The sequence below is a fragment of the Acidimicrobiales bacterium genome, assembly GCA_016794585.1.
Lineage (GTDB): Bacteria > Actinomycetota > Acidimicrobiia > Acidimicrobiales > DATDAH01 > JAEUJM01.
This window is the reverse complement of the sequence record JAEUJM010000044.1, coordinates 72,760-95,245: the sequence shown is the minus strand read 5'-3', so window position 1 is coordinate 95,245 and position 22,486 is coordinate 72,760. Positions and strand designations below refer to the sequence as shown.

Below are 22,486 nucleotides of genomic sequence, written 5' to 3'. Positions count from 1 at the left end.
CCCCTCCGCCGCCCCGGGGCGTGCACGACCGCTCAGCCGTCGCCGGGCACCCGGGTGCCCTCGGCGGCGATCGGCCAGGTCGCCCCGACCGGCACGTGCAGCTGCACCACGGTGCCCGAGCCCGGGCCGTCGCTCTTGTGCATGGTGATGGTCCCGTTGAGCTCGGTCTCGACCAGGGTGCGCACGATGGACAGACCGAGGCCCGTCGAGCTCTCCATGGAGAACCCCGGGGGCAGGCCGGCGCCGTCGTCGGTGACGGTGACCACGAGCTCGCGCCCGCGGTAGCCGAGCTCGATCACCACCTCGCCCGACACCGGTGCGTCCGACGACGGGTAGGCGTGCTCGACCACGTTCTGGAGCAGCTCGGTGATCACCATCGCGAGGGGTGTGGCCACCGTCGCGGGCAGCTCTCCGGCGCCGCCCTCGAGGCGGAAGTGCACCCGGTTGTCCGACGGCAGCAACCCCTCCTCCACCATGCGCAGGAGGGGGCGGAGGATGTCGACGAAGGGCACCACCTCGCCCGCTTCCCGGGACAAGATGTCGTGCACCAGGGCGATGGACTGGATGCGCTGGACCGACTCGTCGACCGCCGCCCGGGCCTCCGGGTTGGACAGCCGCCGGCTCTGGAGCCGGAGCAGCGACGAGATGGTCTGGAGGTTGTTCTTCACCCGGTGATGGATCTCGCGGATGGTCGCCTCCTTCGAGAGCAGGAGGCGGTCCCGGCGGCGCAGTTCGGAGATGTCGCGCAGCAGCACCAACGCCCCCGACACCTCGCCCCGCTCGATCAGCGGGATGCAGCGCACCACGACGGTGATGCCGGTGCCCCGCTCGACCTCCTCGGTGACGGGAATGGCGAACGACCACGCGGTGCGGGCGATGTCGTCCCCGAGGCCCAGCTCGGCGAGGTGGCGGCCCTCCAGGCTGGCGTGGATGCCGATGCGGTGCAGCGCCGACACGCCGTTGGGTGACGTGAACTCGATCCGGCCGACCCGGTCGAGCACGATGGTGCCGTCGCCCACCCGAGGGTTCTCCTCGGAGCGGCTGTGCTCGTCGGTGAAAGGAAAGTCGCCGGCGGCGATCATCCGGGCGAAGCGGTTGAACAGCTCGACGTAGGTCCGCTCGAGCTCGCCCGGTGCCCGCCCGATCGACGGCGTCGACTCACGGGTGAGCACGGCCAGGATGCGACCGTCGTGGCGCACCGGGATGCACTGGACCCGCACGCGCTCGCGCAGGGCCGCGATCTCGATCTCGCCTTCGATGAGCTCGTCGAGCCGGTACGAGCGCGCCACCTGCGGGCGCTCGCTGTCGCTGAGGACCTCACCGACCCAGTCACGGCGGTAGAGGGTCTGGCTTGTGGTGGGGCGGATCTGGCCGAGGATGACGAAGCGCTCCTCGGCGCTGTCCACCCCGTCGCCCGAGACCGGGGCGAACAGAAGGAGGTCGGCGAAGCAGAGGTCGGCGAGCAGGCCCCAGCTGGCGACGAGACGATGGAGGTGCGCGACGTCGTCCTCGCTGAGGGAGGTCTGGCGGCGGGCCAGCTCGGCGAGGCTCGGCATGGCGGAATGCTACGGCCCCGCCCTGCGGACGACGCGGTGCTACTCCGGCAGGGAGAGCTGGACCTCGCCATCGGGACCGAGTGGCCAGCCGGGGTTGTGGGCCACCTCCCAAGCGTGGCCGTCGGGGTCGAGGAACACGCCCGTGTAGCCACCCCAGAAGGTCTCGGCCCCGAGGCGTCCGATGGTGGCGCCGGCGTCGGCGGCCTCGGCCAGGACGGCGTCGACCTCCTCGGGGCTGCGGACGTTGTGGGCCAGCGTGATGCCGCCCCACCCGCCGCCGTCCTCCACGGCGCTGTCGTGGGCCAGCGACTCGCGGCTCCAGAGGCCGATCACCATGCCCCCGGCGGGGAAGAAGACCACCTCGTTCTCCGCGATGCCCTCCCACCCGAGGGCCTCGTAGAAGGCGCGGGCCCGGTCGAGATCGGCGACGCCGAGGGTCACGAGCGACAGGCGCTGTTCCATCGCCGCACCTTACCCAGGCCTACCCCGCCGGGAGCAAACGTATGTTCGGCCCCCGGACGGGTAGGTTCCCCGCGTGGCCGACGCCTTCTTCCCCTACCGGTTCGACAAGCGCTTCTTGGCCGTGTGCCTTCCCTTCGGGGCCCGTCCCGGCCGAGACGGCGTGCACGTCGGCGACGACCGCTTCCGGGCGACCTTCGGCTTCCTGAAGGTCGACACACCGCTGGCCAACGTCGCCGGCGGCCACATCACCGAGGGCTATCGCTGGTGGACCTCCGTCGGCCCCCGGCTGTCCGCCGCCGACGACGGTCTCACCTTCGGCACCAACCACGACCGCGGCGTCTGCGTGCACTTCCACGAGCGGGTCAAGGGCTTCGGGCCCCGACCGCACTCGGCGCTCACGGTGACCGTCGAGGACTGCCAGGGCCTCGTCGACCTACTCGGACTCGACGAGCCGACCGCGCCGTAGAACGCTCTGGCAGGACGCCTGCGGACTAGAACGCCGACGGGGGCGCGGGACGCCTCCGACCACGCGGCACGAGGGCCAGGAGGATCGCGGCGATGCCGAGGAGCACCACCACCGCCCCGGCGACGGCGCCGCCGACGCCGCGGTCCTCCGCGGGCGACGCCGCGGGCGCAGCCGCCTCCCCTTCCCCGCCGTCGTCCGGCGGAGCGGTCGTGGGAGCGACCGTGGTCGGCGGCGAGGGGTCCACCACCCGCAGGACGCCACGCATCTCGTCGGGGAAGAACTCGCAGAAGACCTCGAAGGTCCCCGGTTCGTCGGCGACCACCTCGGCGCTCGTGCCGGCGAAGGTGCCCTGCTCCGCGCCGGGCGCGATGGGGCCGGTCGCCAGGGTGCCGTCAGTGGCCACGAGCGAGTGCTCGAGCCCACCGACGTTGGCGACCGAGAGGGTGGTGCCGAGCGCGACCTCGAGGTCGGCCGGGTCGAAGCGGCGCGTCTCCCCTTCCCGGAATTCGTCGTAGGCCTGGATACGCACGGTGTCCGGCGGGTCGGCGCCGGGATCCACCTCGACCAGGGCGTTCATGGTCGAGGGGTTGATACGGCAGAACACCTCGAACGAGCCAGGGACCGAGAAGATGACCTCCCCCGAGGAACCGGGCTGGATCTCCCCGGTGTCGAACGTGCCCCCGCGGTCGGTGATGGTGTGGGGTCGATCCGAGTTGTTCGGGAAGACGATCGTGTCCCCCACCGTGATGGCCTCGTCGGGCACGGTGATGCCGAAGCTGAAGATCTCGCCCTCGTGCTCGAGGGCTTCCGAGGCGCCTTGGGTCACAGCCGCCGACGACCCCGACGTCGCCGACGTCGCCGGCTCGGCGGCGACCCCGACCACCGGCACGGCGAGGAGGGCCGGCGTGAGCACGAGCGCGGCACCCGCGACGAGCGACGCCACCCCGAGGCCGATGCCGGTGCGGGTCATCCGGGAACGCGTGCTCCAGCGCATGTCAGAGCGACCTCGTGTACTCGACGACGGCGGCGATCTCTTCCTCGCTCAGACGGTCGCCGAACGACGGCATCCCACCCTGGCCCTCGACGACGAGGGTCGTCTGGTCGGCGGCGTCGGGGAAGGCGGCGACGACCGCGCCTCCCGACAGCGTCGGGCCGACGCCGCCGCCACCGTCGGCGCCGTGACAGGCGGCGCACTCGTCGGCGTACACCGCGGCGCCGTCGCGGGCGACGGGCTCGGCACCGTCCGTCGCCGCCCCGTCCGCCGCCGGGGCGGCCGCCGGCGGAGCGGCCGGCTCGTTGGCGAAGAGGAGCACGACGGTGGCCACGGTCGCGAGCACGGCGAACACCTCGACGATCGCCACCACGACCCGCAGCGGCCTCCCGGTCCCCGCCGCCGTCATCGCCGGCTCACCGCAGCGACCCGTCGAAGGTGGTGAAGAACCAGAAGCTGCTGGTGAACCAGAGCAGGACGAGGAGCGTGAACACGGTGCCGCCGACGAACGGCAGCAGCCAACCCAGCCGGCCGATGCGCACCGCCGACACCTTGACGACGAAGGCGCCGTAGAAGAGGCACCCGGCGATCGAGTGGATGAACACGCGGTTCACCCCGGGATCGATGTCGAAGCCGATCGACCACAGGCAGTGGTAGGCCACGGGCAGCGTGCAGAGGAAGGCCAGGGTGCCCGTGAGGCGGTGGATGTCGCCCAACCACGGCGGCGCCGGCGTCCGGAACCGCCCGTAGAGGCGCCCGGCGCTGACGAGTTGGGCCACCGCGAACAGCACGGCGAGGGTGGCGGCCCAGACCTTGAACTGGAGCTGACCCGAGAAGAACGCCGTGAGGGCGGTCTCGCCCGTGGGGTCGTGCACCCGCCCGTAGGCGCCGAGCAGCACCGCGGTGGCCGCCCCGGCGACGAACACGCCGACGACCGCACCCGTCCCCTTCGCCGAGCCTGCGCCCGTCGCCGCAGTGGTCACGATCCCCCCGGATGGCCGCCGCCCCCATACGGACCGGCGACTCGGGGAGTGTAGGAGACCGGGGCCGACGGCGCTGGGGCGGGTCAGCCGAGCGCGGGCAGATCGCGCGTGGCGACCACGTCCGTGCCGGTGCGACAGACGTCGGCGAGCACCACCTCGCCGAGGGCCACCGGGGCACGGAGGCGGACCGTGGCGAGCTCCCGGCACACCTCGAGCACGAGCTCCTTCGGCACGGCCTCGACCGTGCGCACCGGGAGTCGGGGCCACCGGGCACCGTCGACCGCGACCGTGGTGGTCACGAGACGGCGGGGGTCGGTGTGCTCCTGCACCGCGAAGGTGCGACCCTTGCGGCAACTGAAGCCCCGGACCTCGACGATGTCCCCGTCGGCGCCCTCGTCCACCTCGAGCCGGCACCCCAGAGGGCAGCCGATGCACAGGTAGCCGTGGGTGGTCACCCTGGCGCCCGGGTCCGGCTCCGGGTTCGGGTTTGAACTCGGGCTCAGGTCCGGGTTCATCGGGGTCTCGGCCGCGGTCACCGGGCCACGACCTCCACCTGGAGGGCGTCGCCGTGGAAGTCGGCGAGCAGCGCCGGACGCAGCTTCAGGCGCACCATCTCGGCGGGCACGACGTAGCGCAGCTTGCGCTCGTGCACGACACGGCCATCGGGGGTGCTGAGACGCAGGGTGGACTGCTCGAGGGGCCGACGCACCCGCAGGTACACCGTGTGCTCCCGGTGGGTCGAGACCGTCTGGGGCACGCAGTAGGCGACGTTGGTCGCCGCCTGGAGGCACACGTTGTCGGCGGCCGGGCGGTGACCGATGGCGTACCCGCCGGCCGAAGTGCCCGCCACCGTCGCCTCCGCGCTCACGTAGTCGACGAGGTCGTGGATGTGCACCACGTTGCCGCAGGCGAAGACCCCGTCACGGGACGTCTCCATCGCACTCGTGACGACCGGCCCCTGGGTGACGGGGTCGAGCCGGAGGCGGAGCTGGCGCGAGATTTCGTTCTCGGGGATGAGCCCGACCGAGATGAGCAGGGTGTCGCAGGGCACCTCCCACTGGCGCTCCAGAACGGGTTGCAGGTGCTCGTCGACCGGGGCGACGGTCACGTGGTCCACCCGGTCGCGACCGTGGATCCCCACGACCGTGGTGGACAGGTGCAGCGGGATGTCGAAGTCGTGCAGGCAGGTGACGATGTTGCGGGCCAGGCCGTTGGCGTGCGCCAGGAGCTCGAACACGCCCACCACCTCGACGCCCTCGAGGGCGAGGCGGCGGGCCATGACGAGACCGATGTCACCCGAGCCGAGGATGGCCACCCGGCGGCCCGGCAACACCCCCCGGAGGTTGACCAACCGCTGGGCGAGACCGGCGGTGAAGACGCCGGCGGGCCGGTCGCCCGGGATGCGGATAGCGCTGCGGGTGCGCTCGCGGGCACCCATGGCCAGCACCGTCGCCCCCGTCTCCACGAACGCGACGCCGTGCTCCCCGGAGAGGAGCTTCGCCCTGCCGTCGGCGAGGTCCATGAGGTAGGCGTCGCAGAGCACGTCGACGCCGTGATCGAGCGCCTCGTGCAACACCCGGTGCGCGTACTCCGGGCCGGTGAGCTCCTCGCCGAAGTGGTGCAGCCCGAAGCCGGCGTGGATGCACTGCAGCAGGATGCCGCCGGCCTCCGGCTCGCGATCGACCACCAGGACCCGCTCGGCCCCGGCTTCTCGCGCCGCGAGCGCGGCTCCGAGCCCGGCGGGGCCGCCACCGGCCACCACCACGTCGTAGCGGTCGTGGAGCACGTGGGGCCGCGCGTCGATCATCGTTGCGCTCCGGGACCGGTCACGACGAGGGCTCCGAGCGGTCCAGCACCAACCAGGAGTCGCCGCCCCGCTTGGTGACCGAGGTGAGGGGCAGGTCGAGCGCGGCGGCCAGTACGGCCATGCAGCGATCGGTGCAGAACCCGCCCTGGCAACGCCCCATGCCCGCACGCGTGCGGAACTTGAGCCCGTCGAGCGTGTGGGCGCCGCGGGCGATGGCCTCTCGGACCGCGCCCTCGGTGACCATCTCGCAGCGGCAGAGGATGCGCCGGTGGGCGGGCTCGTCGGCGGCCAGCGCCTGCTGAGCGGCATCGTCGAGGTGGGCGAAGCGCACGGGCGGCGCGACCCGCTGCGCCGCGCTGACGCGCTCGGTGTCGAACCCGGCGGCGCCGAGCAGCGCCGCCACGTACCGGGCGATGGCCGGTGCCGCGGTGAGCCCCGGGGACTGGATGCCGGCCACGTTGAAGAAGCCGGGCGCCTCGGTGGGCCCGATGAGGAAGTCCTCGTCGTCGAGCACCGCCCGCATCCCGGCGAACTGGGCGATCACGTCGCGCTCGCTGATGCCCGGCACGAGGCGCCGGGCGGCGGCGAGGATCCGATCGGCGCCGGACACCGAGGTCGTGAGGTCGTCCGGATCGTCGACCAGGTCCGCGGTGGGGCCGATCATGATCGTGCCGTCGTAGGTCGGGATGACCAGGGTGCCCTTGCTCGTCGGTGAGGGGCAGGGGTAGATCACCCGGTGCACGAGGCCGGCGAGGCGCTTGTCCAGCAGGTACTCCTCACCCTTGCGGGGTCGGAGTTGCACACCCTCGATGCCGGCCATGCGGGCGATGTCGCCGGCGGCGACGCCCGCCGCGTTCACCACGGCACGGGTGGCGATCGTGGCACTGGGGGTGATGACCTCCCAACCGTCGTCGGGACCCCGCATCGGGCGCAGGGCGAGGACCGGGCAGTCGGTCCACAACGTGACCCCACCCGCCACGGCGCTCTCGGCCAGGCCGAAGCAGGCCTCGTAGGGGTTGATGACGCCCGTCGTGGGCGCGTGCACCGCGCCCACGAGTGCGGGGTTGAGGGCGGGCTCGGCCGCCAGGACCTGCTCCCGGGTCCAGCGCTCGACCCCGGGGACACCTTTCTCCTCGGCCTGGCGCACCAACCGCTCGAGGGCGGGCTCGTCGTCCTCCGCCAGCGCGACGGTGAGCTCACCCACCCGGGCGAAGCCGAAGCCGAGCTCCGCGCAGAGGCCGTCCCACAGCTGGTTCCCGGCCCACTCCAGCCGGCCCTTGAGCGTGTCCGGGCTGGCGTGATGGCCGCCGTGGATGATGCCGCTGTTGGCCTTGCTGGTGCCGAATCCGACCTCGGTGGCCCGCTCGACGAGGGCGACCCGCAGACCGGTGCGACTGAGCTCGTGGGCGATGGCGCAACCCACGACGCCGGCACCGACGATGACGACGTCCTGGAGGGTGCCCGCCGCTCCGGAGTCCACCCCCGGAGGCTAGTGGCCGCCTCGCCGCCGCTTCGACGGTCCGAGGGTCCGACGGTCCGAGGACGGTCGTGCTCGCCGGCCGCGGCTACGACGTCGAGGTGCCCGCGGCGCGCGTCGAGCGGCGCTGGGCGGCGCGCATGGCCGCTGCGAGCTCGGAGGCCGAGTCGAGCGAGGAGTGGACCAGGCGCTCGAGGGCGACCTTCGAGGCGGCGACGTTCGGGGTCGGGCGACCGTCGGCCTCCAGCGCCGCGGTCACGTCGACCGGCCCCGGGTGGCGGTCCGCGCTGCGGCGATCGAGCCACGCCCCGGCATCGGCCACCGCTCGGGCCGCCTTCGCCCAGTTCGCCCGGAACATGCCGATGTCGAACGCGCCGTCGCGCAGCCGGTTCGCCTCGCGCGCCCCCGGAGCCAGGCCGTGGAGGTCGCGCACGACGCCCACCTTGCTGAGGCCCCACAGGACGTAGAACGTGGGATCCCACTCCCACCAGTAGAAGCCGTTGCGGCACGACCGGGGGGCGTAGTGGTGGTTGTTGTGCCACCCCTCACCGAGGGTGAGCACGGCGATGAGCGCCGAGTTGCGGCTCGTGTCCTCGGTCGCGTAGCGGCGCCGGCCCATCACGTGGGCCAGTGAGTTCACGAAGAACACCGAGTGCCAGAGCAGGATCGTCGACACGAAGAAGCCGAGCACCAGGCCCGACCAGCCCCCGATGAGCCCGCAGGCGATGGCGAGGCCGAGCGGGCCGATCCAGTCGAACCGGTTCAAGAAGCGGAGCTCGGGGTACTCGGCGAAGTCCCGGATGCGATCGGTCTCGGTGGCGCTGTACTTGTCGCAGAGGATCCAGCCGACGTGGCTCCACCAGAAGCCCTTCTGGGGCGAGTGGATGTCGCGTTCGGTGTCGGACCAGCGGTGGTGGTCGCGGTGGTGGGCGGCCCACCAGAGCGGCCCCTTCTGCAGCGCCATCGTGCCGCCGAGGGCCATCAGGAACTGCGGCACCCGCCCCAACGAGTACGAGCGGTGGGCGAAGTAGCGGTGGTAGCCGGCCGTGATGAAGAACATCCGCGCCCAGAACGTGACCACCAGCAGGACGACGGCGGTGGCCGAGATCCCGGTCCAGAGCAACAGGAGGGGGGTGGCGTGCACGAGCAGGAACGGCGTCGACGATCGCCAGTTCACCCGCTCGTCGTCGCGCCTCCGCATGGTGTCGAGACCGAGGGTCTCAGGGGCTGATGCGTCGTCGATCACGGGAACCACCCGGTCAGCCTACCTACCGGTAGGTAGGCGCCCGGCGCGCGAGGGTGCGCGCCCCGCTCGCCGCCCCCGCGTACCGTTGCGCGCGGCGGCGCGTGCCGCACGAGTGAGCGGAGGATGCGCCGTGACCGACATGAACACCACCCCGGCCGGTTGGTACCACGACCCCTTCGGCCAGTGCGACGGCCGCTACTGGAACGGCATCGAGTGGACCGACGCCATCTCCCGCGGCGGGGTCACCCTGAACCTCCCGCCCGACCCGTCGCAGGCCACCATCCCGCCCGTCCCGGGCAGCCAACTGCAGGCGCCGGTGGCCTCGCCCACCCAGCCCCCGCCGGCACCCCCGTCGCGTTCGGCCGCGCCCGTGGTCGTCGGCCTGCTCCTCGTGCTCGCCGTCGCGGTCGGGATCTTCTTCCTCGTCACACGCGACAGCGGTGACGACACGCCGACGACCCCCACCACCACGGCCAACACGCCGGCGACCGTCACCCCCGTCACGCCGTCGGTCACCACGCCACCCGTGACCGTCCCCCCCGTCACCGAGCCCACACCCACCACCGCCGCCCCCTGACCGGCGGCGCAGGGCCAGGCGAGGACCCGGGGCTCAGGGCGCGAAGCGGTTGGGCTGGCCCTCGACGTCCACGTCGGGGACCACCGACACGCTCGAGAAGCACATCTCGTCGACCGTGCCCTCGTTCCAGGTGACGTAGCGGGGCTCCTCCATGGCCGCGTTGGCTCGGTCCCACGTGCACTCGAAGCGGATCACGTCACCTTCGGCGATCCGGATGGTCTCGGTGGGCACGTAGTAGAGCTGCCAGTCGAAGCTCCAGTTCGGGATGTCCAGCAGGACGCGCTCGTCGGGGGTGTCGGGGTTGAGGGTCATGCGGTAGGCCGCCCCGAACTCGTGCATGTGGCCCAGCACCGAGTACAGCGTGCCGAAGTCCCGGGCCCGCATGTCGCAGGAGCTCCCGAACCGGGTGCCGTCGAGGTCGTCGTAGTCGTCGACGGTGCCGCCACATGCGCCGATGAGCGCATCGGGGATGAACCGGGCCTCGATGCCGTAGTTGTCGGCGATCTGGTCGAGCACCGCCTCCCGATCACAAAGGGGGCCCGACTCCTCGGGGGTGCACGGCCCTTCCGCGGGCGTGAGGTAGGTGCTCCCGGTGATGGCGGTCATGGGCTCGTCCCGGTCGGCCAGCTCCTCGGGGGTGAGGGTGTCGAACACCAGGGTCGAGCGGTCGGGCGGGTTCTCGTGGTCGAAGTGGTAGTGGATCTGGTTGACGATGAAGTCACCCGGCTCGAGGAAGATGCCCACACCCTCGGGGTAGACCCGCGGCTGCTGCCCTGGCGCCCAGCCACCGATGGACACCACGCCGGGAGTGCGCATGTTCGAGCGCCCGAAGCAGGTCCAGCCGGCGCGCCCGTCGGCGCCGTCGAGCTCCAGCGCCTCTTCCATGCCCTCGGCCGGCACCCGGTACACGATCGAGTGGTGGACGATGTCCTCCTCGTCGGGCTCGAAGGCCATGCCGGTGATCCACTCGCCGTCGCCCTCGGGGTCCTCGACCTCGTGGATCTGGCAGCGGTAGTCGTCCTTCACGTCGAGGTCGCCGACGTACGCGCCCTTCGAGGGCACGACCTGGTCGCGCGGGAGCGGGGCGAAGGGCTCGTCCTCGGCCTCCAGCACGGTGTCGGGATCGACGTCGAGCCCGCCGCCGTCGGCCGCCCACTCCTGGATCGTCGCGATCTCCTCGTCGGTGAGGGAGAAGTCGTGCTCGAACTCGGGGCTGAGGTCCGATGCCGGCCACGGCGGCATGTACCTCGCCTGGGTGACGAGGGCGAGGTCCTCGGCGATCTCGGCGGCGTCACCCGCGGTGCCCAGCTCGACGGTGTTGAAACCGGGGCCGTCCTCTTCGTGGCAGGTGACACAGCTGGACTCGAGGATCGGTTGCACCGTCTCGGCGAAGTCGCCCTCGGGGATCTCCGGGGCGGCCACGTCCTCGTCGCCGCCGGCCGGCGGCGCCTCGTCGACGTCGGTGCGCTCGGCCACGACGTCGAGCACGAAGGCCACCTCGTCGCCGGTGTGGGCGAGGGCGGGGACGTGGATGGGACCGATGTCGTAGGTCGACATCACCACGGTGCCCGACACGGACGCCTCGAGGCGATCCTCGGTGACCGTGGCCGTGCCCGTGAAGGTGACCGGCGCGGTGGTCTCCTTGATGGTGAGATCGCCGGTGACGGTGAGCTCGGTGGAGGTCTCGCCCTCTCCGTCCACCGCGTCGGGCAGCCCTTCGATCTCGGTGGCCTGGAAGGTGGCGTAGGGGAAGTGGGTGGACTCCAGGAAGTCGTGGCGGATGCGCTTGTCGCGGAGGTTCGAGTCGGACTCGAACTGCTCGACGTTGACCACGATGGTGCCCATGCGGCTGTCGGCCGGATCCTCGACGTTCACGGCGATGTCGCCCGCGACCGACGGTGTGGTGCCGCGCACCAGGTTGTCCTCGCCGGCGAGGCTCTCCTCGATCTCGTAGGTGAGGGTCGACCCGTTGCCGGTGGTGATGCGGTAGAGGTGCTCGCTGTCCTCGTCGAGGACCTCGAGGGCGGGGGCGAAGGCGCCCACGGTCTGGGCGTCACCCTCCTGGAAGAGCCAGGTCCACTGGTCGCGGGAGACCCAGACCGCGGCGCCCACCAGCACGACCAGCAGCACCGCCGCCGGCGACCTCACGAATTTCCCCACGCGTCGGCGCACCGGACCCCTGTCCCCTCGACCGAGGCGCCGACACCCCTTGCCGGCACCTTCAGAGACGCAGCTTAGGAGGCGCGATCCCCGCGGCAGCCACCGCGGCGGTCACCGCCGACGTCACCGACCGGGGCGATCAGCAGTCCGGTCCCTCCGAGCGCAACAGCTCGAGCACCAGGGCCATGGCCTCGGCCCGGTCGAAGCCGGCTCGCACGAAGGAGGTGAGCAGCTCGAACTGCCGCTCGGCCAGCTCGTCGACGTCGAGGTAGTCGCCGTCCGGGTCACCCTGCCCGTGCGAGGGGTGCCAGGCGCTCGGCACCACGTCGGCGACGGGCTCGGGCAGGTCCACGATCTCCCAGGCGTCGGGAACCTCGTCGAGCGCGGCGTCCCACACCTCGTCGGACACCGAAGGGTGCGCGAACAGCACGCCGCCGCCCTCGCTGAGCAGGTGGACCCGGCCGTCCACCCGGTCGATCACGGTGAAACGCATGTCCACGCCCGGATCGTCCGCCTCGTCGGCGCCGGGCGCTTCGGCGCCCAAGGCCGCTTCGTCGGGCCGCTCCAAGTCGTCACGGCGCTCATCGGGGGTCATGTCCGTGGATACCCGCCGGATGTGACCGACGGAGGATCGACTGGCGTCCGCATCGCACCTCCCCTGTCGTCGCTGCTTCGATGGTCGCGCCAAGACGCCGGCGAGCGACAGGGTCCAAGGTCGGTGAAGGCTCGAGGAGCCGGCCCCGGGTCCCGCCCGGTCAGCCCGCCGCGGCCGGCGGATCGGCGAGGAGGCGAGCGGCGTTGTCGTGGAGGACGGCCCGCCGCAGGGCCTCGTCGCCTTCGGTGGCGATGAGCACCCGGGCCAGGGTGAGGCCCTGGTGGTAGAAGGGCCAGTCCGTCCCGTAGACGATGCGATCCGAGGGCACGCGCTCGAGCACGGTGCGCACGGCGTCGACGCCGAGGCTGGCCAGCTCGAACCAGGTGTTGGGGTAGCGGTCGGCATAGGCGACGGCCTGCTCCATCTGGAGCGCACCCGAATGGCCGAGGACGAACGTGGTGTCGGGGTGCTCGGCGATGACCTGCTCGTAGCGGGGCACCTGGCAGCGCCCGTCGGCGCCCTTGCCGGCGATGCCCACCGGCCCGCAGTGGAACAGGACGGGGAGGCCATTGACGCCGCAGCGTCCGCAGAGGTGCACGGCCTTCGGGTGGTCGGGCGCGATCCCCTGGACCGCGGGGTGCACCTTGACGCCCCGGGCACCGGCGGCCTTGTGGCGCCGGAGCTGGGCGTCCACGTCGCGTCGGAGGGGGTGGACCGAGGCGAAGGGCACGAGCTCGGCGTGCGGGCGGCAGGCGTCGAGCACCACGTCGGTGTTCTGCGGGCCGACCGGCCAGTCGATGGGCAGCACCACCGAGCGGGCGATGCCGAGGTCGCCCATGTCGCGCAGCAGGTTGGGGGCGGTGTGGGTGCGACGCATGCCCGTACCGGTGAGGCTCATGGCGGAGAGGTCGACCCGCATGGCGAACATCGAGGCGGCGTCGAAGTTGACGTTGGCGTACCCCTCGAGGTCCACGGGCAGCGTGACCGGGAAGTAGTAGGAGGTGGCCGGCGTCTCGACGGTGACGTCCACGGCCAGCTTGCGCAGGTAGCCCATGGCCAGGTGGGTGTGCATGTCGATCACCGGGCCGACCGCCTCGGCGGCATCGGCGGCGATGGCGAGGCGACTGCCGCCCCGCACCTCGAACCACGGCAGGCGGGCGAGGTCGAGGGTGGACTCGAAGCGGGTGGGGAAGGACGTCACGGGGCCTCGGGGATCAGGTGGTGGGGGGCGGGTCAGGGCTCGAGCAGGACGAGGGCGAGGTCCCAGACGATGTGGCCCCGGGCGTGGAAGATCTTGGGCACGGGCACGCCGACGGCCCGCGGGTTCACCGTGGTGCGGCCCTCCACCCGCAGGCGGTCGCCGTCGAGCACCCCGCTGGTGCCGATGCCGTCGGTGCTGTGGGTCTCCCCCCGCATGGTGACGTCGACCACGAAGCCGAACTCGTCGTGGTCGTGGCCCCTCGTGCGGGCGACGTCGCGGATGGTGCCCTGGATGGGGATCTGGTCGCCGCCGCTCAGCAGCGAGCGGCTCACCTTCGTGAGGGGCCCGGTGTCGAGGTCGGCGAGGGCGAGGGCGAACTCGCCCCGCACCGGGACGCGCATGTCGGGCCGGTCGTCGTCGCCCAACGTGAGGTCGAACTCACCCGACAGGCCCCGCACGGTGATGCCGAGACCCGGGATGCCGGGGCGGAACGTGACCCGCGCCGAGGCGCGCTCGGTGTCGATCCGCCAGCGCGCCATGGCGGCGACCGTACCGGGCCGGTCACCGGCGGCGCTCGGAACCTACGCTGGCGACAGGCGATGCGGTTCCCGCCGCACCACGCCGACGACGAGGGGGACGACCATGGCCGACCAGACGATCACGCCCACGTTCTGTCGCATCTGCGAGGCGGGCTGCGGCCTGCTCGCCACCACGGAGGGCGACCGGGTCGTGCGCCTGGACCCCGACAAGGACCACGTCGCTTCGCAGGGCTTCGCCTGCGTCAAGGGGCTCAAGTTCGCCAACCTCCACCACTCGCCGGACCGTCTCGACCACCCGATGAAGCGCGTCGGCGACCGCTGGGAGCGGATCTCGTGGGACCAGGCGCTGGCCGAGATCGGCGCCAAGGTGAAGGCGCTGCGGGCCGAGTACGGGCCCGACGCCGTCGCCGGCTACCTCGGGAATCCCGCCGCCTTCGGCGCGCTGCACGCGCTGGCGTTCAACGCGTTCCTCGAGGGCCTCGGCACGTCCCAGTCCTACAGCAGCGCCTCCCAGGACCTGACCAACAAGTACCTGGTAGCCAAGCGCCTCTACGGCCACGAGCTGCTCCAGCCGATCCCCGACCTCGACCGCACCGACCTCGTGGTGCTGATCGGGACCAACCCGGCCATCTCCCAGATGTCGGTCGTGCAGGCGCCGCGGGCGATGGCCCGCCTCAAGGCCATCGTCGACCGGGGCGGCCGGGTGGTGTCGGTGAACCCCCGCCGCACCGAGACCGCCCGGGCCGTGGGCGACCACCTCTTCATCCGGCCGGGCACCGACGTGTTCTTCCTCGCCTCGTTCCTGCACGTGGTCCTGGCCGAGGACGCCATCGACCGCGCCCTCGTCGAGGCCCACACCACCGGGTTCGACGCGCTCGCCGGCGTCGTGGCCGACTGGTCGCCCGAGCGCACCGAAGCGGTGACGGGCATCGCCGCCGCCGACCTGCGCGCGCTCGTCGCCGACTACCTGGCCGCCGACGGCGCATCCCTCTACTGCTCGACCGGGGTGAACATGGGCCCCCACGGCACCCTTGCTTACTGGTTCCTGAACCTCGTCAACGCGGTGACCGGCAACCTCGACCACGCCGGCGGCGCGCTCGTGCGCACGCCACCGTTCGACTTCCAGAAGCGGGCGAAGGCCGCCGGCCTCGGCACGAGCACGGCCCGCTCGCGGGTCGGCGACTTCGAGGCGATCCTCGGCACCTTCCCGGCGTCGCTCCTCGCCGACGAGATCACCACCCCCGGGCCGGACCAGGTGCGGGCGCTGTTCGTCTCGGCGGGCAACCCCGTGCTCTCGATCGGCAACGGCGAGCGCCTCGGTGCCGCCCTCGACGAGCTCGAGCTGCTGGTCTGCATCGACCTGTTCCGCAACGAGACCGCCGAGCACGCCCACTACGTGCTGCCCGCGTGCTCGTGGCTGGAGCGGCCCGACGTGCCCCTGGTCCACGCCTTTGCCGGCCTGCAGGTCGACCCGTGGCTGCAGTACACCGACGCCGTCGTGGCGCCGGCGGGCGAGCGCCGGGAGGAGTCCTGGATCTTCGCCCGGCTCGCCGACGCCTGCGGGGTTGGCCTCGGCGCCGGTGCCGCCGGGTTCCTCACGCGGGCCCTCGGCCGCCTGCGCGGGGTCCCGTTGCTGGGCCGCCTCGCCGAGGTGTCCGACGCCCGCCTCCTCTCGCTCGTGCTCGCGGTCGCCCGCCACCCGGTGCGGCAACTGCGCCGCCACCCCCACGGGCTGCGCCTTCCCGACGTGCCCGGCGGCGAGTTCCTCGGCAAGCGGGTGTTCACCGAGGACGGCAAGGTCCACCTGGCGCCGCCCGACTTCGTGGCCGCGGCGGCGGGGCTCGAGGCCGACTTCGAGGCCGAGCGCACCGACACCGGCCTGCGTCTCATCACCCGCCGTGAGCGCCACAGCCACAACAGCTGGACCCACAACGCCGAGCCCTTCGTCGGCGGCGACCGCACCACCAACCGCCTCCACCTCACCGCCGAGGACGCGGCCGCCGCCGGCGTACGCGACGGCGGCCGGGCCCGGGTGCGCTCGAAGACCGGCGAGGTCGAGGTCGAGGTGACCGTCACCGACGACCTGATGCCCGGCGTGGTGTCGCTCCCCCATGGCTGGGGCCACGCCGGCACTGGCGGACTCACGGTCGCCCGGGCCCACGCCGGCGTGAACGCCAACATCCTGACCGCCGACGGCCCCGACGGCATCGAGCCCCTCTCCGGCATGGCCCGCATGACCGCCCTCGCCGTCGAGGTCGAGCCGGCGTAGCGCCGTGGGCACCCCGGGGGCGGCGGGCCTGCTGACCTTCCTCTTCACCGACATCGAGGGCTCGACGGCGCGCTGGGAGGCCGACCCTGCCGCCATGCGCGACGCACTGCGGGCCCACGACGACGCCCTGGTGGCGGCCGTCGCCGCCCACGGTGGCGACGTCTTCAAGCACACCGGCGACGGCATGTGCGCGGTGTTCGAGTCGCCGGCCGGTGCGATCGAGGCGGCGGTCGCCGCGCAGGACACGGTCGCACTGCCGGTGCGGATGGGCATCGCCACCGGCGAGGCCGACGCCCGCGGTGGCGACTACTTCGGCCCTGCGCTGAACCGTGCCGCCCGGGTGATGGACGCAGGCCACGGCGGGCAGATCCTCGTGGCGGCGTCGACGGCGGCGCTCGTCGACCGCACCCGGCTGCTCGACCTCGGCGAGCAGCACCTGCGGGGCATCGGTGTGCCCGAGCGGGTCCACCAGGTGCTCGCCGACGGCTTGCTACGGGACTTCCCGGCGCTGCGCACCGATCACTCCCTGAGCGGCAACCTCCCCGTCGAGCCGTCGGACCTCATCGGCCGCGACGCCGAGGTGGACGAGCTCGCCGGACTCGTCGGCGCCGCCCGGGTGGTCACCCTGACCGGGGTCGGCGGCGTCGGCAAGACCCGGCTGGCCCAGCGGGTCGCCGGCCTGCCGGCCCTGGCCTTCCCCGACGGCCGGTGGTGGGTGGACCTCGCGCCCGTCGACGCCGCTGCCGTCCCCGGGACGGTGGCGGCGGTGTTCAACGTCACCGCGCCCGACGACGCCGGCCTGCCCGACGCCATCGCCCGGGCCCTCGGCCGGCGGCGGGCCCTCCTCGTACTCGACAACTGCGAGCACGTCCTCAGCGTCGCCGCCGACCTCGTCGAGCGGCTGGTCGCCACCTGCCCCGACGTGGTGGTGCTCACCACCAGCCGGGAGGCGCTCGGCGTGGCCGGCGAGCGGGTCCGGCCGGTCCCCTCACTCGACACGGGCGGGGCCGGCTCGGCCAGCGCCGAGCTCTTCGCCCGGCGCGCCCGGGAGGTCGGCGCCCGCGCCCTCGACGAGACCGACGAGGGCGTCGTCGACGAGATCTGCACGAGGCTCGACGGCATCCCCCTCGCGCTCGAGCTCGCCGCGGCACGGCTCACGTCGATGACCCCGGCCCAGCTGCGCGACCGGCTCGACGCCCGCTTCCGGCTCCTCACCGGCGGCCGGCGAGGGCTCGAGCGCCACCAGACCCTGCACAACACGGTGAAGTGGTCCTTCGACCTGCTCGACCCCGACGAGCAGCGGGTGCTCGCTCGCGCGTCGGTGTTCGCCGGCGGCTTCGGCCTCGCCGCGGCCACCGCGGTGTGCGCCGACGGGGGCGAGGACGACCTGACCGTCCTGGACCACCTCGACGCCCTGACCCGGCGGTCGCTCGTCGTGGCCGACCGCCGCGAGGACCAGGTCCGCTACCGGCTCCTGGAGACGATCCGGCAGTTCGCGGAGGAGGTCCTGGGCGGGGCGGCCGAGGCCGTGGCGATACGCGACCGCCACGCCGGGCACTTCGCCGACGCGGCCGACCAGGCCTGGGCCTGGTTCCTCTCCCCCGACGAGCGGCGCGCGTACGAGTGGGTCGACGACGAACTCCCGAACCTCCAGGCCGCCTTCGAGTGGTCGGTCGCCCGCGGCGAGACTGACCTCGCGGTGCGCCTCGCCGCCCACACGCACGAGATCGCCCGCTTCCGGCTGCGCACCGAGACCCACGGCTGGGCGGCCCGGGTCCTCGACGCGGCCCGCGAGGCGCGCCACCCCCTCCTCCCCCTGCTCCTGACCATGGCCTGCGACAGCGCATGGGCCCGAGGCGACTTCGCCGCCGGCCGCCGCCTCGGCGAGGAGGCGCTCGCCTGCAACGACCAGCCCGGGTTCGAGCCCTTCGGCTGGGCGCACTCCGACTTCGCCATGATGGACCTGCTCGAGGGTGACCTGCCCCGGGCCATCGAGCACCTCGAGCGGGGGGCGGACAGCCCGTACGACGTGGCCCACCTCTGCCTCTCCGTCCTGGCCAGCTTCGTCGCACCGGATGCCGACGACCACGCCATCGCCCTGGCCACCCGTGCCGTGGCCGCCACGGAGGCGTTCGGCATGCCGTCGCAGATCGCCGGCGCGCGGCTCTCACTGGCCGGCGCGACGAAGCACCGGGACCTCGACGCGTCGATCGAGTCGGCGCGCGACGCCTTGCGCCTCTCGGAGCGGTCGGGCAACCGCTTCAGCCACGCATTGTTCCTGCAGGGCCTGCTCGACAGTGACTGGTGGCTCCAGGATCACGTCGAGGCGCTCGAGTTCGCGGCTGCCGTGCTCTCCGGGCTGTCGCTCTCCGGCGACGCCGGGCTGGGTCGAGGTCTCGGACGCACCGTCACGCTGCTGGCCGATACGGGCCACCCACGCTCCGCTGCGGTGCTGGCGGCCGCCATCGGCAACGACCCGGCCCTCGGGATCGACGCGGGGGCCTTCGCCGACCTGGACCGCCGCCTCGCCGACGAGCTCGGCCCGGAGGCGTGGGAGGCCTGCCGACATGAGGGCCGGTCCCTCTCCATCACCGAGACCGTCGCCTACGCCGAGGCCGCGGTGGCGGCCGCGCTCGCCGAGGCCGGCACCACCTGAGCGCACCGCCTCCCCACCATCCGCCTCTGGGACCAGATTTCGGTCACATGGACCCCGTTCCTGGTCCCAGAACGCGTGGCGGGGGTTCATGCCCCAGAACGAGCGGGGTGGACCCGACCGGCGAGCCTCAGCCAGCCTCGGAGGGCGACGTCAGCGCCGCCGAGGCGCGGCGCACCGTGGTGCGATAGTCGCCGGCGGCGGCGAGGTCGAGCGCGTCGGTCCACCACCGCCGGGCGGCCTCGTCGTCACCGAGGGCGTGGGCGGCGTCGCCTTGGGCCAGGCGGGTCATGGCCAGGAAGGGCGCGAGCCGGCCCCGCTCACAGATGTCGGCAGAAGAAGCAAGGTGCTCGAGCGCCTCGCCGGGGCTGTCGAGCAGGGTGAGCAGGCGGCCGGTGGCCAGGTCGACCGGGCCGAGCGTGGACAGGCTGCGCCAGCCGGCGAGCTCGCCCCGGTACGGGACCAGCCCGTCGAGCAGCTCGGCGGCCCGGTCGGGTTCGTCGAGGTCGGCGGCGAGGTGGGCGAGGCAGGCGCCGAAGGGCAGATACGACACGTCGTAGCGGTGACCCGGGAACGCGTCGATGGCGTCCCGATAGAGCGCCCTGGCCTCGTCGAAGCGGTCGCACCCCGCCAGCAGCATGGCCAGGGCAGCGTCCCAGTAGATGCGGCCGGGAGGGTCCGTGGCCAGCCAGTCGACGACGATGTCGACCACCTCGTCGCTGCGGCCCTGCTGGTGGCGCAGGAAGAGCAGGTGGTTGCCGTAGTAAGCGAAGGCGTCGAGGGCGCCGCTCTCCTGGCCGAGCACGAACGCCCGCTCGATCAGCGGCTCGGCCTCGTCGTGCGCCCCCCGGTAGAGGCGCTCGCCGGCCACGGCGTTGGCGATCATCCATCGGGGCACGGCCGGCAGCACCGAGAGGTCGAATCGCAAGATCTCGTCGAGGATCGCATCGGCCTCGACCGGAAAGCCCGCCCCCAGGAGCATGTCGCGCCGGCTACTCAGCCACAAGACCTCCTGGCCGGCGTCCCCGAGCGGTCCGAGCACAGCGAAGACCTCATCGAAGATGGCCTCCCACTCGGCACGATCCCGGTGGCCGACCAGCGTGGCCCACTTGACCCCCACCGCCTCGAGGAGCGCCCCGTCATCGCCCACCCGCCGGGCCATCGCCACGGCCTCGTCCTGCAAGGCTCGACCCCGGGGGTCATCCCGCTGCGCGCTGACCTCGGCGGCCCGCATGGTGAGCAGCCGGGCACGGGGCCCCGAGTCGCTGGGTGGGAGCAGTGCCAGGGTGGCCTCGAGGTCCGCCACGAGCGCCGCGTTGGCGGCGAAGGCCACGCTCCCCCAACCCCGGTAGCTCGCGAGCAGCGCCTCGGCCATGCGCTCACCGTCGCCCAGCGCCCGGGCCACCGTGAAGGCGTCGGCAAGGGGCTGCTCGTGACCGCCTCCGCCGCGGGCGAAGGCCGCCCGGCCGAGGCCGAGCAGGAGGTCGAGGCGCCGCACCTGCTCCTCGGGCGACTCGTCGGCGGGTGACAGGTCGTCGAGGAGCTCCAAGGCGTGTTCGTAGCGGGTCACCGCCTCGTCGTAGGCCGTGCGGTCGAAGGCCTGGGCCGCGGCACGCCCGGCGTAGTCGACGGCCCGGTCGCCCGCACCGGCGGTGGCGGTGGCGGCCTCGCCGTAGTGGAAGGCCAGGGCGGCGAGGTCGTCGGGACGGCGGCGCTCGAGGGACTCGGCGATACGCAGATGCATGCGCACCCGGCGGGTGGTGCGGATCTCGTCGAGCAGGGTCGACCGCACCAGCGCATGGACGAACCGGTAACGGTCGGCGCCCACCTCCTGCACCAGGCGGGCGTCGACGGCCTCGTCGAGGGCGCCGAGCAGATCGTCCTCGGACCCCTCGACCACGTCGTCCAACACCCCGAACTCCACGTCCCGGCCCACCACCGCAGCCCAACGCAGGACGTCGTTGACCGGATCGGACAGGCGCGACACCCGGCGACCGATGACCTCGCGCACCCCCTCGGGGATGGCCATGTCCTCGAGGGCCACCACCGCCTGCCAGCGACCGTCGCGCTGGACGATGGCGCCGGACTCGGCAAGGTGGCGCAGCACCTCCCCCACGAAGAAGGCGTTGCCCTCGGTCTCGGCGTGCACGGCGGCGGCCAGCGCCCGCTTGTCGTCGTCGAGCTCCTCGCCCGAGGCGGCGGCGAGGAACGCTTCGACCTCTTCGACGGTCAGGCCCGCCAGCGACAGGCGCTCGACCCCGGGCTCGCGGCGCAGGTCGGCGAGCAGCTCGCCGAGGGGGTGGGTGCGGTCGAGGTCGGTGTCGCGGTAGGTGCCGATCACGAGAATGCGTCCGATGTCGGCGGACCGCAGCAGGTGGCGGAGCAGCAGCAAGGTCGGCTTGCCCGCCCAGTGCAGGTCGTCGAGGACGAGGACCAGGCCCGCGGGCTCGGCCACCGCCGCCAGCCAGGAGGTGGTGGCCTCGAACATGCGGTGGCGCTCGACCTCGGGGTCGCCGTGGACGGGGTCGCCGAGGCCCGGGACCAGATCGGCCAGCTCGGGATAGAGCCGAGCCAGGTCCGCGGGGAACCGGCCCAGGTCACCGGCCGACGGCCCGGCGGTCGCCACCACGTACGCGAGGGCTTCCACGAAGGGCTGGAAGGGCAGGCCCAGCTCCTCCTCGCAACGGCCGAGCAGGACGGTGGCACCCTCGTCGTGGGCCCGGCGGGCGATCTCAGACGCCAGGCGGGTCTTGCCCACACCCGGCTCGCCTGCCAGGAGGACGCAGCGGCGCGGACCGGTGGCCGCCTCCTTCCACAGCGCGGTCATCTGCTCGACTGCGTGAGGACGGCCGACGAACGAGACGCTGCGCTCGTCGTGCAGCAGCGGCGGGAAGGGAGGCGCCGCCCCCGCCCCGGGCCCGGCCGTCGCCGGCACCCACACGACCTCCACCGTGCGGACGGGGTCGGGCAAACCCTTCAGGTCCAACTCGCCGACCGGGCGGTACTCGTGACCACCCCGACCCCGCGCCAGTGCCTCCACCAGGTCGGCCGCCAGCACCTGCCCGCCCTCGGCCGCGGCGCACAGCCGGGCCGCCTCGATCACCGGCGTGCCGAAGCAGTCGCCGTCCTCGACGCTCACGTCGCCCACGCTGATCCCCACCCGAATGGCAAGAGCCTGATCAGGGTGGCCGCGACCGTGGACGTGCGCCGCCTGCTGGACGGCGACCGCCGCCGCCACCGCGTCGGCGCTGCTCGAGAACATGGCGAGGACCCCGTCGCCCAGGCCTTTCACGACGGTGCCGCCCTGCCCGGCGACAGCGGCGGTCAGGAGCTCATCGTGGACACGGCGCAGGGCGTCGGCGTCGTCCTCACCGAGGCGGACCCGCAGCTCGGTCGACCCGACGAGGTCGGTGACGAGGATCGTCGCCGTCTGTGCGCCCACCGCCCCCACCCTCCTCGTCCAGGCGGACCAGGGGGCCCGACTGCGTCACGACCCTATCCGCC

At 73.0% G+C, this 22,486-nt stretch carries 18 protein-coding genes; 4 read left to right on the top strand and 14 right to left on the bottom strand.

Annotation, left to right across the window (positions count from 1 at the left end):
* Positions 1 to 32: 32 nt before the first annotated feature.
* The gene (locus JNK12_22245; protein MBL8778667.1) at positions 33 to 1,556 is read right to left on the bottom strand and encodes a sensor histidine kinase; all 1,524 of its coding nucleotides are present in this window, start codon (positions 1,554 to 1,556) and stop codon (positions 33 to 35) included.
* Between the two features lie 39 nt (positions 1,557 to 1,595).
* Positions 1,596 to 2,018 carry a VOC family protein gene (locus tag JNK12_22240; protein MBL8778666.1) on the bottom strand — a complete coding sequence of 141 codons (423 nt, stop codon included), beginning with the start codon at positions 2,016 to 2,018 and terminating at the stop codon, positions 1,596 to 1,598.
* 73 nt (positions 2,019 to 2,091) lie between these two features.
* On the opposite strand from JNK12_22240, the gene JNK12_22235 reads away from it, so the two are divergent.
* Positions 2,092 to 2,484, top strand: a complete 393-nt coding sequence (locus tag JNK12_22235) for a hypothetical protein (protein MBL8778665.1) — start codon at positions 2,092 to 2,094, stop codon at positions 2,482 to 2,484.
* Positions 2,485 to 2,509: 25 nt separating this feature from the next.
* On the opposite strand, the gene JNK12_22230 is transcribed toward JNK12_22235, so the two are convergent.
* From JNK12_22230 to JNK12_22200, 7 genes are all read right to left on the bottom strand, one after another.
* Entirely contained in the window at positions 2,510 to 3,454 is a 945-nt protein-coding gene (locus JNK12_22230; GenBank protein MBL8778664.1) for a hypothetical protein, read from the bottom strand.
* Between the two features lie 25 nt (positions 3,455 to 3,479).
* Complete coding sequence (locus tag JNK12_22225; GenBank protein ID MBL8778663.1) at positions 3,480 to 3,884, bottom strand: cytochrome c; 405 nt, start codon at positions 3,882 to 3,884, stop codon at positions 3,480 to 3,482.
* A gap of 7 nt (positions 3,885 to 3,891) precedes the next feature.
* A complete protein-coding gene (locus JNK12_22220) occupies positions 3,892 to 4,458 on the bottom strand; it encodes a hypothetical protein (protein MBL8778662.1) in 567 nt (188 codons plus the stop codon).
* Positions 4,459 to 4,541: 83 nt separating this feature from the next.
* Positions 4,542 to 4,994, bottom strand: a complete 453-nt coding sequence (locus JNK12_22215) for a DUF1667 domain-containing protein (protein ID MBL8778661.1) — start codon at positions 4,992 to 4,994, stop codon at positions 4,542 to 4,544.
* A complete protein-coding gene (locus JNK12_22210; GenBank protein MBL8778660.1) occupies positions 4,991 to 6,265 on the bottom strand; it encodes an NAD(P)/FAD-dependent oxidoreductase in 1,275 nt (424 codons plus the stop codon). Before JNK12_22210 ends, JNK12_22215 begins: the two co-directional genes overlap by 4 nt.
* A 19-nt stretch (positions 6,266 to 6,284) precedes the next feature.
* Positions 6,285 to 7,745 (bottom strand): NAD(P)/FAD-dependent oxidoreductase, encoded by a 1,461-nt coding sequence (locus tag JNK12_22205; GenBank protein MBL8778659.1) that lies wholly within the window; start codon positions 7,743 to 7,745, stop codon positions 6,285 to 6,287.
* A gap of 85 nt (positions 7,746 to 7,830) precedes the next feature.
* Positions 7,831 to 8,943, bottom strand: a complete 1,113-nt coding sequence (locus tag JNK12_22200) for an acyl-CoA desaturase (protein MBL8778658.1) — start codon at positions 8,941 to 8,943, stop codon at positions 7,831 to 7,833.
* Between the two features lie 175 nt (positions 8,944 to 9,118).
* Here JNK12_22200 and JNK12_22195 point away from each other — a divergent pair, with 175 nt between their 5' ends.
* Positions 9,119 to 9,565, top strand: coding sequence for a DUF2510 domain-containing protein (locus JNK12_22195; protein MBL8778657.1), 447 nt, complete (start codon positions 9,119 to 9,121; stop codon positions 9,563 to 9,565).
* A 33-nt stretch (positions 9,566 to 9,598) separates the two neighbouring features.
* Here the strand turns inward: JNK12_22195 and JNK12_22190 are convergent, their stop codons facing one another.
* From JNK12_22190 to JNK12_22175, 4 genes are all read right to left on the bottom strand, one after another.
* Positions 9,599 to 11,713, bottom strand: coding sequence for a YceI family protein (locus JNK12_22190; protein ID MBL8778656.1), 2,115 nt, complete (start codon positions 11,711 to 11,713; stop codon positions 9,599 to 9,601).
* A 151-nt stretch (positions 11,714 to 11,864) separates the two neighbouring features.
* Complete coding sequence (locus JNK12_22185; protein ID MBL8778655.1) at positions 11,865 to 12,320, bottom strand: hypothetical protein; 456 nt, start codon at positions 12,318 to 12,320, stop codon at positions 11,865 to 11,867.
* 160 nt (positions 12,321 to 12,480) lie between these two features.
* Positions 12,481 to 13,521 carry an amidohydrolase family protein gene (locus JNK12_22180; protein ID MBL8778654.1) on the bottom strand — a complete coding sequence of 347 codons (1,041 nt, stop codon included), beginning with the start codon at positions 13,519 to 13,521 and terminating at the stop codon, positions 12,481 to 12,483.
* 32 nt (positions 13,522 to 13,553) lie between these two features.
* Positions 13,554 to 14,060, bottom strand: a complete 507-nt coding sequence (locus tag JNK12_22175; protein ID MBL8778653.1) for a hypothetical protein — start codon at positions 14,058 to 14,060, stop codon at positions 13,554 to 13,556.
* A gap of 103 nt (positions 14,061 to 14,163) precedes the next feature.
* Here JNK12_22175 and JNK12_22170 point away from each other — a divergent pair, with 103 nt between their 5' ends.
* The gene (locus JNK12_22170; GenBank protein ID MBL8778652.1) at positions 14,164 to 16,329 is read left to right on the top strand and encodes a molybdopterin-dependent oxidoreductase; all 2,166 of its coding nucleotides are present in this window, start codon (positions 14,164 to 14,166) and stop codon (positions 16,327 to 16,329) included.
* A 4-nt stretch (positions 16,330 to 16,333) separates the two neighbouring features.
* A complete protein-coding gene (locus JNK12_22165) occupies positions 16,334 to 18,985 on the top strand; it encodes an adenylate/guanylate cyclase domain-containing protein (GenBank protein MBL8778651.1) in 2,652 nt (883 codons plus the stop codon).
* Between the two features lie 127 nt (positions 18,986 to 19,112).
* Here the strand turns inward: JNK12_22165 and JNK12_22160 are convergent, their stop codons facing one another.
* Positions 19,113 to 22,424, bottom strand: a complete 3,312-nt coding sequence (locus JNK12_22160) for an AAA family ATPase (protein MBL8778650.1) — start codon at positions 22,422 to 22,424, stop codon at positions 19,113 to 19,115.
* Positions 22,425 to 22,486: the final 62 nt, after the last annotated feature.